Origin of the sequence: Cereibacter sediminicola, from assembly GCF_007668225.1 — a bacterium.
GTDB classification, from domain to species: domain Bacteria; phylum Pseudomonadota; class Alphaproteobacteria; order Rhodobacterales; family Rhodobacteraceae; genus Cereibacter_A; species Cereibacter_A azotoformans.
The window spans coordinates 149251-163635 of sequence record NZ_VDEK01000004.1 but is presented as its reverse complement, the minus strand read 5'-3'; the positions used below and the strand labels follow the sequence as shown (position 1 = coordinate 163635).

General features: G+C 66.4%; 16 protein-coding genes. 1 reads left to right on the top strand and 15 read right to left on the bottom strand.

The genetic code is table 11. The features are described from left to right. Nucleotides 1-114 precede the first annotated feature (114 nt). The 7 genes from FG154_RS04670 to FG154_RS04640 all read right to left on the bottom strand — a co-directional run bounded on the left by FG154_RS04670 (nucleotide 115) and on the right by FG154_RS04640 (nucleotide 7245). Nucleotides 115-483 carry a 2Fe-2S iron-sulfur cluster-binding protein gene (locus FG154_RS04670; RefSeq protein ID WP_145104773.1) on the bottom strand — a complete coding sequence of 123 codons (369 nt, stop codon included), beginning with the start codon at nucleotides 481-483 and terminating at the stop codon, nucleotides 115-117. A gap of 233 nt (nucleotides 484-716) precedes the next feature. After that, nucleotides 717-1505 carry an amino acid ABC transporter ATP-binding protein gene (locus tag FG154_RS04665; RefSeq protein WP_145104771.1) on the bottom strand — a complete coding sequence of 263 codons (789 nt, stop codon included), beginning with the start codon at nucleotides 1503-1505 and terminating at the stop codon, nucleotides 717-719. A gap of 9 nt (nucleotides 1506-1514) precedes the next feature. Continuing rightward, nucleotides 1515-2843: an amino acid ABC transporter permease gene (locus FG154_RS04660; RefSeq protein WP_145104769.1), complete on the bottom strand. Its 1329-nt coding sequence runs from the start codon at nucleotides 2841-2843 to the stop codon at nucleotides 1515-1517. A 1-nt stretch (nucleotide 2844) separates the two neighbouring features. Continuing rightward, nucleotides 2845-4107, bottom strand: a complete 1263-nt coding sequence (locus tag FG154_RS04655; protein ID WP_145104767.1) for an amino acid ABC transporter permease — start codon at nucleotides 4105-4107, stop codon at nucleotides 2845-2847. 144 nt (nucleotides 4108-4251) lie between these two features. Continuing rightward, on the bottom strand, nucleotides 4252-5268 hold the full coding sequence (locus FG154_RS04650; RefSeq protein ID WP_145104765.1) for an amino acid ABC transporter substrate-binding protein: 1017 nt from the start codon (nucleotides 5266-5268) through the stop codon (nucleotides 4252-4254). Nucleotides 5269-5497: 229 nt separating this feature from the next. Then, a complete protein-coding gene (locus FG154_RS04645; protein ID WP_145104763.1) occupies nucleotides 5498-6205 on the bottom strand; it encodes an ATP12 family chaperone protein in 708 nt (235 codons plus the stop codon). Then, complete coding sequence (locus FG154_RS04640; protein WP_145104762.1) at nucleotides 6205-7245, bottom strand: RluA family pseudouridine synthase; 1041 nt, start codon at nucleotides 7243-7245, stop codon at nucleotides 6205-6207. Before FG154_RS04640 ends, FG154_RS04645 begins: the two co-directional genes overlap by 1 nt. A gap of 36 nt (nucleotides 7246-7281) precedes the next feature. Between FG154_RS04640 and FG154_RS21710 the strand changes: the two genes are divergently transcribed. Continuing rightward, on the top strand, nucleotides 7282-7410 hold the full coding sequence (locus FG154_RS21710; protein ID WP_281282042.1) for a hypothetical protein: 129 nt from the start codon (nucleotides 7282-7284) through the stop codon (nucleotides 7408-7410). Nucleotides 7411-7458: 48 nt separating this feature from the next. Here FG154_RS21710 and FG154_RS04635 read toward each other — a convergent pair whose 3' ends face one another. The 8 genes from FG154_RS04635 to FG154_RS04600 all read right to left on the bottom strand — a co-directional run bounded on the left by FG154_RS04635 (nucleotide 7459) and on the right by FG154_RS04600 (nucleotide 14379). Beyond that, nucleotides 7459-8772 carry a replication-associated recombination protein A gene (locus tag FG154_RS04635; protein WP_145104760.1) on the bottom strand — a complete coding sequence of 438 codons (1314 nt, stop codon included), beginning with the start codon at nucleotides 8770-8772 and terminating at the stop codon, nucleotides 7459-7461. 38 nt (nucleotides 8773-8810) lie between these two features. Further along, nucleotides 8811-10196, bottom strand: coding sequence for a Do family serine endopeptidase (locus FG154_RS04630; protein WP_145104758.1), 1386 nt, complete (start codon nucleotides 10194-10196; stop codon nucleotides 8811-8813). Nucleotides 10197-10249: 53 nt separating this feature from the next. After that, on the bottom strand, nucleotides 10250-10861 hold the full coding sequence (locus FG154_RS04625) for an autoinducer binding domain-containing protein (RefSeq protein ID WP_145104756.1): 612 nt from the start codon (nucleotides 10859-10861) through the stop codon (nucleotides 10250-10252). 265 nt (nucleotides 10862-11126) lie between these two features. Next, nucleotides 11127-11546, bottom strand: coding sequence for a 50S ribosomal protein L17 (gene rplQ / locus FG154_RS04620; protein ID WP_011909466.1), 420 nt, complete (start codon nucleotides 11544-11546; stop codon nucleotides 11127-11129). Nucleotides 11547-11645: 99 nt separating this feature from the next. Beyond that, nucleotides 11646-12662, bottom strand: a complete 1017-nt coding sequence (locus FG154_RS04615; protein ID WP_145104754.1) for a DNA-directed RNA polymerase subunit alpha — start codon at nucleotides 12660-12662, stop codon at nucleotides 11646-11648. A 115-nt stretch (nucleotides 12663-12777) separates the two neighbouring features. After that, nucleotides 12778-13167, bottom strand: coding sequence for a 30S ribosomal protein S11 (gene rpsK, locus FG154_RS04610; protein ID WP_011909468.1), 390 nt, complete (start codon nucleotides 13165-13167; stop codon nucleotides 12778-12780). A 13-nt stretch (nucleotides 13168-13180) separates the two neighbouring features. After that, nucleotides 13181-13549, bottom strand: coding sequence for a 30S ribosomal protein S13 (rpsM, locus tag FG154_RS04605; protein WP_011909469.1), 369 nt, complete (start codon nucleotides 13547-13549; stop codon nucleotides 13181-13183). A gap of 176 nt (nucleotides 13550-13725) precedes the next feature. After that, on the bottom strand, nucleotides 13726-14379 hold the full coding sequence (locus tag FG154_RS04600) for an adenylate kinase (RefSeq protein WP_145104752.1): 654 nt from the start codon (nucleotides 14377-14379) through the stop codon (nucleotides 13726-13728). Between the last annotated feature and the right edge of the window lie 6 nt (nucleotides 14380-14385).

Below are 14385 nucleotides of genomic sequence, written 5' to 3'. Positions count from 1 at the left end.
GGCACCGGCCTCCGCCAGGAAGGGCCTCCGCGAAGAAGGGCCGCGTCGGGCCCGTTCTTCCCGTTTCTTCCCGCGCCGCCCGCGTCCTGTCAAGCGGGGCGTCCGCCGTGAGGATCAGGCGCCGCCGGGGGCGCCGGTGAAGGACACGGTCACATCCTCGTCGCGGGCGATGAACTGGCAGGCCAGCCGGTAGCGCGGCGGCATGTCGAGAACCTCGGCATCCTGGATCTCCTGCGCGGTGATCTTGCCCAGCTCGCGCAGCTTGGCCTTTTCCTTCTCGGTGAGGGTGATGCCCTTCTTCACCGTCGGATCCGCATAGGAGACCTCGATCAGGCACGAGGCGCAGTTGCCGTCCTTGCACTCGAAGGGGATCGGGATCCTGTGCTCTTCGGCGACCGCGAGGATCGTCTTGGTGTCCCCCGCGACGGCATAGACGGTCTTGGGTTCGTGCATGATCGGCGAGGTGAAGGTGATGTTGGCCATGTCGCTTGTCCCTTGCTGAGCACCCGTCCACCGCGTCACGCGACGGGCGAGGCTGGTCTCGTGGGAAAACCATAGCCAAGGTTACGGAGCGGTAAGACCTTGCCCGCCGTCGCATCTGCGCGGCGGGCGCCATTCGAGTCCCGCCCGCCGAACGGGCAACGGGACGAAAAAGGCGCCACCCTGATGGGTGGCGCCCATGTTTTTGGCAAGAAGCGCCGCGCGCGGCTGCGGCGTCAGTGCCCGAGGATCTGGCTCAGGAAGAGCTTGGTGCGCTCGGACTTCGGGTTGCGGAAGAACTCGCCCGGCTCGTTCTGCTCGACGATCTGGCCCTGGTCCATGAAGATCACCCGGTTCGCCACCGCCTGCGCGAAGCCCATCTCGTGGGTGACGCAAAGCATGGTCATCCCCTCTTCGGCCAGCTCGATCATCGTGTCGAGCACCTCCTTGATCATCTCGGGGTCGAGCGCCGAGGTCGGCTCGTCGAAGAGCATGATGCGCGGCTTCATGCAGAGGCTGCGCGCGATCGCCACCCGCTGCTGCTGCCCGCCCGAGAGCTGGCCCGGATACTTGAGGGCCTGCTCGGGGATCTTGACCTTCTTGAGGTAGTGCATCGCCACCTCCTCGGCCTCCTTCCGGGGCGTCTTGCGGACCCAGATCGGCGCGAGGGTGCAGTTTTCCAGGATCGTCAGATGCGGGAACAGGTTGAAGTGCTGGAACACCATCCCGACCTCGGAGCGCACCTTGTCGATGTTCTTGAGGTCGGAGGTCAGCTCGATCCCGTCCACGACGATCTGGCCGGACTGGTGCTCTTCCAGCCGGTTGATGCAGCGGATCAGCGTGGACTTGCCCGACCCCGAGGGGCCGCAGATCACGATGCGCTCGCCCTTGTGGACGGTCATGTTGATGTCGCGCAGGACGTGGAAGCTGCCGTACCACTTGTTCATCTGGCTGATCTGGATCGCGACCTCGTCGCTCACCTGCATGTGGCTGCGGTCAATCTTGCGTTCGATGACTTCGGACATGGGTGGCTCCTAGCGGTGGTCGGTCTTCAGCCGGCGCTCGAGATACATCGAATAGCGCGACATGGCGAAGTTGAAGATGAAGAAGATGAGGCCGACGAAGATGTAGGGCTCCCAGTAGATGCCCTTCCAGTCGGTCGAGGCGCGGACGGCGTCGGTGATGCCCTTCAGCGGATCGAGAAGCCCCACGAAGACCACCAGCGTCGTGTCCTTGAACATGCCGATGAAGGTCGAGACGATGCCAGGGATCGAGATCTTCAGCGCCTGCGGCAGGATGATCAGCCGCTGCGCCTTCCAGTAGTCGAGCCCGAGCGCGTCGGCGGCCTCGTATTGTCCGCGTGGCAGCGCGGCGAGGCCGCCGCGGATCACCTCGGCGATGTAGGCCGCGGCAAAGAGGGTCACCATGATGATGACGCGCAGGATGATGTCGAAGGTCGTCCCCGGCGGCAGGAAGTAGTTCAAGAGCAGCGAGGCGGTGAAGAGCAGCGTGATCAGCGGCACGCCGCGGATGAACTCGATGAACGAGACCGACAGCGCCTTGATGAGGAACATGTCCGACCGCCGCCCCAGGGCCAGCATGATGCCAAGGGGCAGCGACAGGGCGATCCCCGACACCCCGATCGTGATGGCAAGGACGAAGCCGCCGAACTTGTCCGAGCGCACCGGCTCGAGCCAGAGCGGCGCCGACCGGCCCAGCAGCCCCGCAAGATCGCGCGAGACGTCGCCCGCAAGGAACAGCCACCAGAGGATCGGGATCAGCACGGCGCCCGCGACGGCCGCGATCGTGCCGAAGCGGTGGAGAAGCGCATAGGCGGCCCAGCCGATGGCGAAGCCCGCCGCCGCCGCGATCGGAAGGAAGATCGACCCGCCCCAGAGCAGCCAGAAGGCCAGGAACGGATAGGCGAGGCTGAACCACATGAGCTTGCGCGGCACCGCCGAGAAGAGCACCGGCGCCAGCGCCACGAACAGCAGCGCGAAGGCCAGCGTCGGCCGCCAGTAGAGATGCTGCGGGTAGAAGCCATAGAGGAACTGCGGCCACCGCTCGCGGATCACGGCCCAGCAGGCGCCGGTGGCCCCGGCGCCCCAGCGTTCGGCGACGATCTGGCGGCATTGGGCGATGTTGTCCGCCTCCCAGACCGAGCGCATGAGCCAGGGCACGATCCCCTGCAGCAGGTAGTAGATCGCCAGCACGCCCAGGATCGTCAGGGCGATGTTGAGAGGGCCGGAGAACAGGTTCTGGCGCAGCCAGCTGACCGCCCCCGCCTCGTTCGTGGGGGGCTGCGCCGGGGGCAGCATCGTCTCGCGGACGAAGGGCACCGTCTGGGCGTGGGTATCGCTCATCTCAGCGCTCCTTCAGCTTCACGGCGGCGTTGTAGACATTCATCACCGCCGAGATCACGAGGCTGATGGCCAGGTAGATCAGCATCATCAGGAGCACGCATTCCAGCTCGCGCCCGGTCTGGTTCAGCGTGATCCCCCCCAGCGTGCCGCGCAGGTCGAGGTATCCCACCGCAATGGCGAGCGAGGAGTTCTTCGTCAGGTTCAGATATTGCGAGATCAGCGGCGGGATGATGACCCGCAGCGCCTGCGGCAGGATCACCAGGTTCATCGTCCGCCCGGGGCGCAGGCCGAGGGCAAAGGCCGCCTCGGACTGGCCGCGCGAGATGGCGAGGATGCCCGCGCGCACGATCTCGGCGATGAAGGCCCCGGTGTAGAGCGACAGCGCAAGCCAGAGCGCCATGAAGGAGTTCGAGACGTTCAGGCCGCCCACGAAGTTGAAGCCGCGCAGTTCGGGAAACTCGAGATGGAAGCCGAGCGCCAGCAGCACCGCGACCGGCAGCCCCAGAAGCAGCAGGAGCGACGACCACCAGGTTGCGGGCCGCACCCCGGTCTCGTTCTGGATCCGTGTGGCGCGCGCCTTCACCATCCGGTTCAGCCACCAGCCGAGCACAACCGCCGCAAGGACCGCAAGTACGTCGATGTTGACGTAGAAGAGCCCGAGGTCGAGCCAGCCCAGCTCGCGGCTGAAGACCGGGTTCGGCACCGCGGTGTAACGGTTGGTGATGGCGATCGCGTCGAGGAACATCGAGCGGTCGGCGATGCCGGTCTCGGGGTTCGGGCGGAAGGCGTTGGGCGCCGGCGTCGCCTCGGTGAAGACGGCGTAGATCAGCAGGATCCACAGGAGCAGCGGCACGTTGCGGAAGATCTCGACATAGACGGTCATCAGCCGCCCGACGAGCCAGTTCTTCGACAGGCGCAGGACACCCACGACCACGCCGATCACGGTTGCGGCGATGCAGCCGAGGAGGGCCACCAGCAGCGTGTTCAGCAGGCCCACCAGCATGGCCCGGCCGTGCGTGCTGTCGTTGGTGTATTCCACGAGCCGCTGGCTGATGTCGTAGCCCGCGCGGTTCCACAGGAAGCCGAAGTTGAAATCCTTTCCCAGCGCCTCGAGGTTGCGCATGGTGTTGTCCACCAGCCAGGCGGCGCCGGCCATGAACAGGAAGAAGACGAAGACCTGTATGGTCAGCGAACGATACCGCGTATCGTATAGCAGCATGCTGAGCCGAAAGGAGTCCTTCGGCGCGTCCGCGACGTTTGCCATGCGGTGATTCCCCATTGCTCGGATTGCGGGGCCGGCAGGTCCGGCGGGTTGGCGTCGTTGCGCCCCTCGCGTTCCGATCGTTGTTGCCCCGCCCGGTGCGGCGGGTTGTGGAAAGGGGCGCCCGGTCGGGCGCCCCTCGTCAGATCAGCGGAACGGCGGGGCGTAGAGCAGGCCGCCCTGCGTCCATTGCGCGTTCAGGCCACGGGCCAGCCCGATCGGGGTGGCCTCGCCGATGGTGGCGGCGAAGATTTCGCCATAGTTGCCGCCCACGGAGATGGCGCGCTTGGCCCAGTCCTTGTCCAGACGGATCATCGGGCCGAGGTCCCCCTCGACGCCCAGAAGGCGGCGGATCTCGGGGTTCGGCGAGTTGGCGGCCAGTTCCTCCATGTTGGTGGAGGTAACGCCATATTCCTCGGCCGCGATCAGCGCGTTCAGCGTCCAGCCGACGACATCGGCCCATTCGTTGTCGCCGTGGCGCACGGCCGGCCCGAGGGGCTCTTTCGAGATGATCTCGGGAAGGATGACATGGTTTTCCGGGTCGGCGAAGGCTGCGCGGGTGGCGGCAAGGCCCGAGGCGTCGGTGGTGTAGGCGTCGCAGGCGCCGGCGGCATACTGCTGCTCGCCCTCGGCGTTGGTCTCGACCGCAACCGGCGTGTAGCTCAGGTTGTTGACCTTGAACCAGTCGGCCAGGTTCAGTTCGGTCGTGGTGCCGGTCTGGATGCAGACGGTGGCGCCGTCGAGTTCCTTGGCCGAGGTGACGCCAAGATCCTTGCGCACCATGAAGCCCTGGCCGTCATAGTAGTTCACGCCGACGAAATCGAGTTTCAGATCGGTGTCGCGCGAGAAGGTCCAGGTCGAGTTGCGGGCCAGCATGTCCACCTCGCCCGAGGCGAGCGCGGTGAAGCGGGTCTGGCCGGTGGTCGGCACGAACTTGACCTTGGTGCCGTCGCCAAGGACGGCGGCCGCCACGGCACGGCAGAGGGAAACGTCGAAGCCGGTCCAGTTGCCGTTGGCATCGGGCAGCGAGAAACCGGTCAGGCCGGTCGAGACACCGCAATTCAGTTCGCCACGCGCCTTCACGTCATCGAGCGTCGCCGCCGAGCCGAGCCCGGCCGCAAGGCCCGCCACGGTCAGCGTGCCGAGAAAAACGGATTTTTTCATGCGTACCTCTTCCTGATTGCCGCCCGGTTGCAGGGCGGTTCTTTGATCCCCGGTGAGCGGGGACGTCTCTTGTGGAGGACAGCTTCCTCACAGTGGCCGTCAGTGTCGACCGAAGCCGTTTCGATCGTCAAGTCAAACCGCAGAAGCGTCGCTTTTCGCAGCAATTTCACTCTATTGCGAAGCAATTGTGCAAAGTTGCGAAGGTGCCTGCGAGAGTGCCGGAGGATTGTTACCCGCACAATGCGTAGAATCGCGCGGCCTGAAGGAAGGCGGCGCGTCTGGCAGCCTCAATCTCGGCCGCCTCCTCGTCCTCGCCCCACTGCTCGACCTGCCATGTCTCGTCGATGCGCGACAGCTCCCACGCCTCCTCCGCAAGGAGGCGTCCCTCGGTCACGCCGAAGGCGAGGACGAGCGAGTTGGAGATCGCCACGAGGTCGTGGAAGGCCGCAACCTGGAAGGGAGACAGGGCGCCCACCCTCTCGGCAAGGCGCCGGAGGCTCTCTTCGGGCTGGGGCCGGTGCATGACGCCCACCGTCGGCTCGAGCGGCGCGCCGAGGGCTTCGGCCGCCCATGCGAGGAGCGGATCCCAGGCCTCGGCCTGCCGCGCGGTCAGGGCGGCCGGCGCGGGGGCGCGGTAGCAGAGCAGGTCCGTGCCGCCATAGGCCGCCAGCATCGCGGCCACCTCGTCGAACTGGGGCACAACCTTGTCGAGCGCGGAATTGGCCGAACGGGTGAAGGGCATCGTCCGGGGCCGGACCTCGCCCTCCTGCGCCCGCCACTCGTCCGCCACCGCCTCGGCCAGCGGACGGGTGGGCAGGATCAGCGGGCGCTTGGCGGGCGTGCGCAGGGCCCGCTCGTCGAGGAGGACGGCAAAGCCCCCCGCGTCTTCCACGACCGAGACGTCCTTCCAGAAGCGTTTCGCAACCCAGCCCGCCATCAGAAGGCTCCGAACGGATCTTCCGGCACGTCCCCTTCCTTCCAGTCGAGGAGTTTCCAGGTCTTGGTCATGTGCGGGGGAAGCGGCGCGGTGAAGGTCACGAGTTCCTTGCGGATCGGATGTTCGATGGTCAGGCTGCGGGCGTGGAGATGCAGCTTGCGGCTGACCTCGCCGCCGATCTGCGCCCCCCAGCCGTCGCCGGCGTTCTCCTGGCTGGAGCCACCGTATTTCCCGTCGCCCACGATCGGATGGCCGAGTTCGGCCATGTGGGCGCGGAGCTGGTGCGTGCGCCCGGTGATCGGCGACAGCGCCATCCAGGCGCACCGGCTGCCGAGGAACCAGAGGGTGAAGAAGTCGGTCTGGGCCCGCTTCGCCTCGGGGTAATCGGCGACCTTGGCGGGGTGGATGCAGAGCATCTTCTCGCCCTCGCCGCCGCGGCCATGCCCCGGCGCCTTCATCAGCGCATATTTGATCGAGCCCTGCTTGGGGCTGGGCACGCCCGCGACCAGCGCCCAGTAGATCTTGCGCGTGTTGCGATGGCGGAAGGCCTCGGACAGCGCCCGCGCCACCCGGTCGGTGCGGGCCAGAACCAGCACCCCCGACGTGTCCTTGTCGAGCCGGTGCACCAGCTTCGGCCGCTCCTTGTAGCCGAACTTCAGCGCCTCGGTCAGCCCGTCCACATGCCGCTCGCCCTGCCCCGAGCCGCCCTGCGAGGGCAGGCCCGCGGGCTTGTTCAGCACGATGATGTCATTGTCCCTGTAGATCACGCAGTCCTGGATCATCTGCTCGTCGGACTTCGTGACCCGCGATGCCTGCGGCCGCGGCGCGTCGGGGTCGGGCAGCGGGGGGACGCGGATCTCCATCCCCTCGGCCACGCGGTCCGAGGCCTTGGCGCGCGCACCATCGACGCGCACCTGCCCGGTGCGGCACATCTTCTCGACCGCGCCTTGCGTCACATGCGGAAAGCGGCGCTTGAACCAGCGGTCGAGCCGCTGCTCGCCCTCATCGGCCGTCACCTTCAGAAGCTGCACGCTCTTCATGCCGGGAACCTCACCTGCGGAAGGAGTGCGCGCGCGGTGTTCGCACCGATGGCACAGGACGAGACGGGCACGGAGCGGACGCCGCCGGAGGAAGGGGCAGAGCCGGACGGGCGCAGGGCGCCATCGGTCGGGCAGCGCGCCGAGGCGCCACCGGGCGCCACCTGAAGAAGAGAGCTGATCATCGCGCTTCTCTGTTCTCCATGGTGCCCATTGTCAACCGCCCTGCCGCTTGGCACGCAGCTTGGCGAAATAGTCGGTGCGCTTCTTCAGTTCCCGCTCGAAGCCACGCTCCTGCGGCAGATACCAGACCGGGCGCTTCATGCCCTCGGGGAAGTAGTTCTGGCCCGAAAAGCCGTCCTCGGCGTCGTGGTCATACTGGTAGCCCGAGCCGTATCCGATCTCTTTCATCATCTTCGTGGGCGCGTTCAGGATGTGCCTGGGCGGCGGCTCGGAGCCGGTCTGTCTCGCCGCCGCCCGCGCGGCCTTGTAGGCGGTATAGACCGCGTTCGATTTGGGGCTGAGCGCCAGATAGACCAGCGCCTCCGCCAGCGCCAGTTCGCCCTCGGGCGAGCCGAGGCGTTCGTAGGTGGCCCAGGCCTCGAGGCAGATCCCCTGCGCCTGCGGATCGGCCAGCCCGATGTCCTCGACCGCCATGCGGGTGATGCGGCGGGCAAGGAAGCGGGGATCCTCGCCCCCCTCCAGCATCCGCGCGAACCAGTAGAGCGCGGCATCCGGGTCCGAGCCGCGCACCGATTTGTGGAGCGCCGAGATGAGGTTGTAATGCTCTTCGCCCGACTTGTCGTATTTCGCGGCCCGACGCATCAGCCGCGTCGCCAGCTGGTCGCGGTCGAGGTGGCCCGTGACCTTCCAGGCCATCACCTGCTCGACGAGGTTCAGAAGCGCCCGCCCGTCGCCGTCCGCCATCTCGAGCAGCGCCTCACGCGCGGGACCGTCGAGCGGCAGGGCGCGGCCGGTCTCATGCTCGGCCCGCTGGGCCAGACGCTCCAGATCGGCAAGACTGAGCCGTTCAAGCACGATCACCTGCGCCCGCGACATCAGCGCCGCGTTCAGCTCGAACGAGGGGTTCTCGGTCGTGGCGCCCACGAGGAGGATGGTCCCGTCCTCCATGTGGGGCAGGAAGCCGTCCTGCTGGGCCTTGTTGAAGCGGTGGATCTCATCGACGAAGAGCAGCGTCCCCTGCCCGTTCGCCCGACGCAGCCTTGCCGCCTCGAACACCTTGCGCAGGTCCGGCACGCCGGTGAAGATCGCCGAGATCTGCACGAAGGCCAGATCGGTCTCCTTGGCCAGCAGGCGCGCGATCGTCGTCTTGCCCACGCCGGGCGGGCCCCAGAGGATCAGCGACGAGAGGCTGCCCGAGCCCAGCATCGCCCCCAGCGGCCCGTCGGCAGACAGCACCTTCTCCTGCCCGATCACCTCGTCAAGCGCCTTCGGCCGCAGCCGGTCGGCGAGCGGTCGGGGCGCATCGGGCTGCGCGGGCGCGGGCTGTCGGTCGAACAGGTCGGACATGGGCAAAGCCTACGCGCGCCGCGATGGCAGGGAAAGGGTCACAGACGGAAGCGGAGACGCAGCGACTGGCCGTCGCGCAGCACGTCGATCTGCCACCAGCGCGACTGCTCCCGCGCCGCCACCAGCACATCGCGCGGCCGCTCGATGCGGCGGCCGTTGATCTCGAGAAGGAGATCGCCCTGCCGAAGCCCGGCCCGCGCCGCCGACGCCTCGGCGCCCCGCACCACGACACCGTCCAGCGTCAGCGGCAGGTTCATCTCGGCCCGGACGGCGGGGTTCAGCCGCTCGACCGTGAGGCCCGCAAGCACCGTCTCGCGCAGCGCCAGCGTCTCACGCGGGGGACTGTCGGGCGGCGCCATCAGCGCAACCTCGGCCTCGCGCGGCTGGCCGTCGCGCAGATAGGTGACCGTGGTGCGCGAGCCGATCCCCATCGAGGACAGGCGGAACATCACCTCCTGCGGACTGTCCGTCCGCTGGCCGCCAAGCGCCACCACCACATCGCCCGACCGCAGGCCCGCCGCGCGGAACGGACTTTCGGGATCGAGTTCGGTCAGGACGACCCCCTCGGGCCGCTCGAGCCCCATCGCCTCGGCCATCGCCGCATCGACCACCTGCCCGTTCACCCCCGCCCAGGGGCGCTGAAACCGGCTCTCGCCCGCCTCGGCCTGCGTCAGGAAGCTGCGCACCAGGTTGGCGGGGATGGCAAAGCCGATCCCGTTCGATCCGCCCGACTGGGTCAGGATCGCGGTGTTGATGCCCACGAGCCGCCCGGCCGTATCGACCAGCGCGCCGCCCGAGTTGCCGGGGTTGATGGCCGCATCGGTCTGGATGAAGTAGCCCCGCCCGCCGTCGATCGAGAGGCCCGACCGGGCGAGCCCCGAGACGATCCCCTGCGACACCGTCTGGCCCACGCCGAACGGGTTGCCGATCGCGAGCACCAGTTCGCCCACCTCGATCCCGTCGGAATCGCGCAGCGACAGATAGGGCAGATCGTGCGCATCCCTCAGCTTCAGCACGGCAAGATCGCTGTCCTGGTCGGCCAGCATCACCTCGGCCTCATACTCGCGGCGGTCGTTCAGCACGACACGGATCGCATCGGCCTGCCCGACGACATGATGGTTCGACACCACGATCCCGTCCGCCGAGACAATCACGCCCGAGCCGAGCGAATTCTGAACCCGCGGCTGGCGGCGTCCGAAGTCGCGGAACAGCTGGTCGAAGAACGGGTCGGCCGCAAAGGGGCTCACCCGCTGGGCCACGACACGCGTTGCATAGATATTCACCACCGCCGGGGCCGCCGAGCGGACAACGGGGGCAAAGGTCAGCGAAATCTCGGCCGCGCTTTGCGGCACCCGCGTCTCGGCAAGGATCGGCAGGGGAAACAGGGCGGCGGTCAGAAGGAGGGCAAGGAAAGCCTGGCGCATGGGAACCTCTCGGGACGGGCGATATGTAAGCCGCCCCCGCGCTGGCGCAAGCGTCAGATCAAGCCGTAATCCTTGGCCCGCTGGATCGCCTCGGCCGTCGTCCGCGCGCCAAGCCGCTGCCGTGCGCCCGCAATCCGCGCCTTGAGCGCACTCTCGGAAATGCCGAGCTTTTGCGCCGCCGCTGCATGCCGGTCGCCGTTGCCGATGCAACGCAGCGCGTCGATCTGCGGCTGGGTCAGCTCGTCCGGCGGTAGGGTAAGCTCGTGAACGCGCTGGAACAACGCGAAGACCAGTTCAACCTCACGGTCGGTAAACTCACGATCCGAGCGCGCGAAACTGCCGATGCTGCGCTTGCTGCCCGAACCCCACGAGCAACTCACGCCAAATCTGAGGCCGAATTGCGCCGCCTCTGTCAGAACACCGCGCGGATCGCTGTCGACGAAATCGCTCCACCGCCGGGTGCCATTCTCGGACAGCCCCCATTGGATCGAGGGATCAAACAATACATATCCCTTTTCCGTGTAATATTCGACCCAGTCTTCGCGGTATGATTGCAAAGAGACGAGGGGCGATGCGAAACGGATATGCAGGCCCATGTAGTAACCCGCGGTGGCCACCCTCCGCAGTTGGCTGAGTTCCAGATCGAGCTTCGAATTTATCGTCATTGGGGAAACAGTCGCAATGAAAACCGGGTTGGATGGAAAAGCCGAGTCAAAATGATCGGGCCTTGGCGCCAATCTCTCACACAGCTTTATTGCAACCATCTCTTGAAGCAAACACGTTTTTTGGCAATGGTGAATCCGGCTCCACTGCCCTGCCTTTAGCCAAGGCTACATCCCTTCGTTGGTGGCGCAAAAAACCGAAGGCGTAAAAAGTAATAGGCCCGCCTCCGAAGAGACGGGCCCGAATTGTCCGACCGAACGAACGGTCTCAGTCTTCCAGGGCTTCTTCCGCAAGCACACGAGCCTTGTCGGCGGCGCCCTTGGCATTCGGATCGCGATCGACGAACTCGATGATCGCCATCGGGGCCATGTCGCCGTAGCGGAAGCCGGCCTTCAGGACGCGGACATAGCCGCCGGCGCGCTCGGCGTAGCGCGGGCCGAGGATGGCGAACAGCCGCTCGACGTGACGGTCTTCCTTGAGCTGGGCCGCGGCCTGCCGGCGGGCGTGCAGGTCGCCGCGCTTGGCGAGCGTCACCAGCTTCTCGATGATCGGGCGCAGTTCCTTGGCCTTGGGCAGGGTCGTCTTGATCTGCTCATGCTCGATCAGCGAGCCGGCCATGTTGGCGAACAGCGCCTTGCGGTGCTCGTGGGTGCGGTTCAGGCGGCGGTAGCCGCGGGCGTGACGCATGATGGTCTCCTATGCTTTGTCTTGCCCTTCGTGCGTAGCGACGGGCTTCGTTGGGGCGGGATTGCCCGGGAGTTTCCAGAGGGGGCCGAGGCCCCGCCCTCAGAACTGGTCTTCGAACCGCTTGGCGAGGTCTTCGATGTTCTCCGGCGGCCAGTCCTCGACATCCATGCCGAGGTGGAGGCCCATGCCCGAGAGCACTTCCTTGATCTCGTTCAGCGACTTGCGGCCGAAGTTCGGCGTGCGCAGCATCTCGGCTTCCGTCTTCTGGATCAGGTCGCCGATATAGACGATGTTGTCGTTCTTGAGGCAGTTGGCCGAACGGACCGACAGCTCCAGCTCGTCCACCTTCTTGAGCAGGAGCGGGTTGAACTCCAGCCCATCCTCGACGTCGTGGCGGGTGGCCGATTCCGGCTCCTCGAAGTTCACGAAGATCGACAGCTGATCCTGCAGGATGCGCGCGGCGTAGGCCACCGCATCTTCCGGAGTCAGGCCGCCGTCGGTCTCGACGCGCATGGTGAGCTTGTCATAGTCCAGCACCTGCCCCTCGCGGGTCGGGGTGACTTCGTAGCTCACCTTCTTCACCGGCGAGTAGATCGCGTCGATCGGGATCAGGCCGATCGGAGCATCCTCGGGACGGTTCTTGTCGGCCGCGACATAGCCCTTGCCGGTGTTCACGGTCAGCTCCATGAACACGTCCGCGCCCTCGTCGAGGTGGCAGATCACGTGATCCTTGTTCAGGATCTCGATGCCGTTGGATTCCGAGATGTCGCCGGCGGTCACCACACCCGGCCCCTTGGCCGAGATCGAGAGACGCTTCGGACCCTCGACTTCCATCTTGATGGAGACGCCCTTGAGGTTCAGCACGATGTCCGTCACGTCCTCACGGACGCCCGCGACGCTCGAGAACTCGTGCAGGACGTTGTCGATCTGGACGGAGGTGATGGCGGCGCCCTGGAGCGACGACAGCAGCACGCGACGCAGGGCGTTGCCCAGCGTCAGACCGAACCCGCGCTCGAGCGGTTCGGCAATCACGGTGGCGACCCGTGCCGGATCGGCGCCCGGCTTTACGACCAGCTGCGTCGGCTTGATCAGCTCGGCCCAGTTCTTGTGGATCATGCGTTTGCCTCCATACCTGTCGCCGGCCCATGTCCGTTAGCCAGCGACGCCCGAGGATCAGAACAAGTCGATCGGGCCGCGCCAGATGGCACGGCCCGACCCGATGGATCTGCTGTCAGACGCGACGACGCTTCGGCGGACGGCAGCCGTTGTGCGCCATCGGCGTCACGTCGCGGATCGAGGTGATGTTGAGCCCGGCGGCGGCCAGCGCGCGCAGCGCCGATTCACGCCCCGAACCCGGGCCCTGCACTTCGACCTCGATGGTCTTCATGCCATGCTCCTGCGCCTTCTTGGCGGCATCCTCGGCGGCCATCTGGGCCGCATAGGGGGTAGATTTCCGCGAGCCCTTGAAGCCCATGGTGCCGGCCGACGACCACGAGATCGCGTTGCCCTGCACGTCGGAGATCAGGATCTTGGTGTTGTTGAACGAGGAGTTCACATGAGCAACGCCGGCGGCGATGTTCTTGCGTTCCTTGCGCTTCATGCGGGTCTTGTCACGTGCCATGGTTCAGCGCCCCTTATTTCTTCTTGCCAGCGATGGCTTTCGCCGGGCCCTTGCGGGTGCGGGCGTTGGTGTGGGTGCGCTGGCCGCGGACCGGCAGGCCACGACGATGACGCAGGCCGCGGTAGCAGCCGAGGTCCATCAGGCGCTTGATGTTCATCGACGTCTCGCGGCGAAGGTCGCCCTCGACGGTGACGTTCGCGTCGATATATTCGCGGATCGCCAGCACTTCGGCATCGGAGAGCTGGTTCACGCGACGGGCGCGGTCGATGCCCACGGCGTCGCAGATCTGCTCGGCCACATGGTTGCCGATACCGTGGATGTAGGTGAGCGCGATCGGAACCCGTTTCGCGGTCGGGATGTTGACGCCAGCAATACGTGCCAAACGTGTCTTCCTTATGTTGCGGTCCCGTAATTCCAGGACCTTTTTTCACAACCACCGGAGCCGGCAGTCGCTCCGGACTGTTCGTCGCAGGGAAGAATCCCCGCATTCGGACGATTCCCTTGCGGGACGCCGTGATCTATGGGGTTTTGCTCCGGCCGTCAAGGCCGGAAGCCACTTCAATCGCGCTTGTCAAGGACCTTTGCGATCGCAGCCGTCACCTCGTCCATCTCGGCCAGGCCGTCGACGGTCGAGAGCTGGCCCTTGGCGTAATAGTAGCCAATGAGGGGCGAGGTCTTCTTGTAATATTCCATCAGCCGCTTCGACAGTGCCTCGGCCGTGTCATCCGCCCGCCGCCGCAGGTCGGTGGAGCCGCAGACGTCGCAGACGCCCTCGACCTTGGTCGGCTTCGTCTCGTCGTGATAGACCGCCCCGCAGTTGCCGCAGGAGTAGCGGCCGGTGATGCGTGCCACCAGCGCCGCATCGTCCACCTGCATCTCGATCACCGCATCGAGCCCCTGCCCCATCTGGGCAAGCAGTTCCCCGAGGGCATCCGCCTGCTTCAGCGTGCGCGGAAACCCGTCAAAGATGAAGCCGCCGGCAGCCGGAGATTGCAGCCTTTCGCGAATCAGGCCGATCACGATTTCGTCGGTGACAAGCTCGCCGCGGTCCATCACCTCGGCCGCGCGGCGGCCCATCTCGGAGCCCGAGGTCTTGGCCTCGCGCAGCATGTCGCCCGTCGAGAGCTGCACCATCCCCCGGCTCTCCTCGAGCCGCTTGGCCTGCGTGCCCTTGCCCGCACCCGGCGGCCCCAGAAGTATCACATTCACCATCACTCT

What these genes read in the sequence shown, in the direction of transcription:
- FG154_RS04670 (WP_145104773.1), bottom strand. Translation starts at nt 483, where the DNA reads ATGGCCAACATCACCTTCACCTCGCCGATCATGCACGAACCCAAGACC.
- FG154_RS04665 (WP_145104771.1), bottom strand. Translation starts at nt 1,505, where the DNA reads ATGTCCGAAGTCATCGAACGCAAGATTGACCGCAGCCACATGCAGGTG.
- FG154_RS04660 (WP_145104769.1), bottom strand. Translation starts at nt 2,843, where the DNA reads ATGAGCGATACCCACGCCCAGACGGTGCCCTTCGTCCGCGAGACGATG.
- FG154_RS04655 (WP_145104767.1), bottom strand. Translation starts at nt 4,107, where the DNA reads ATGGCAAACGTCGCGGACGCGCCGAAGGACTCCTTTCGGCTCAGCATG.
- FG154_RS04650 (WP_145104765.1), bottom strand. Translation starts at nt 5,268, where the DNA reads ATGAAAAAATCCGTTTTTCTCGGCACGCTGACCGTGGCGGGCCTTGCG.
- FG154_RS04645 (WP_145104763.1), bottom strand. Translation starts at nt 6,205, where the DNA reads ATGGCGGGCTGGGTTGCGAAACGCTTCTGGAAGGACGTCTCGGTCGTG.
- FG154_RS04640 (WP_145104762.1), bottom strand. Translation starts at nt 7,245, where the DNA reads ATGAAGAGCGTGCAGCTTCTGAAGGTGACGGCCGATGAGGGCGAGCAG.
- FG154_RS04635 (WP_145104760.1), bottom strand. Translation starts at nt 8,772, where the DNA reads ATGTCCGACCTGTTCGACCGACAGCCCGCGCCCGCGCAGCCCGATGCG.
- FG154_RS04630 (WP_145104758.1), bottom strand. Translation starts at nt 10,196, where the DNA reads ATGCGCCAGGCTTTCCTTGCCCTCCTTCTGACCGCCGCCCTGTTTCCC.
- FG154_RS04625 (WP_145104756.1), bottom strand. Translation starts at nt 10,861, where the DNA reads ATGACGATAAATTCGAAGCTCGATCTGGAACTCAGCCAACTGCGGAGG.
- rplQ (WP_011909466.1), bottom strand. Translation starts at nt 11,546, where the DNA reads ATGCGTCACGCCCGCGGCTACCGCCGCCTGAACCGCACCCACGAGCAC.
- FG154_RS04615 (WP_145104754.1), bottom strand. Translation starts at nt 12,662, where the DNA reads ATGATCCACAAGAACTGGGCCGAGCTGATCAAGCCGACGCAGCTGGTC.
- rpsK (WP_011909468.1), bottom strand. Translation starts at nt 13,167, where the DNA reads ATGGCACGTGACAAGACCCGCATGAAGCGCAAGGAACGCAAGAACATC.
- FG154_RS04600 (WP_145104752.1), bottom strand. Translation starts at nt 14,379, where the DNA reads ATGGTGAATGTGATACTTCTGGGGCCGCCGGGTGCGGGCAAGGGCACG.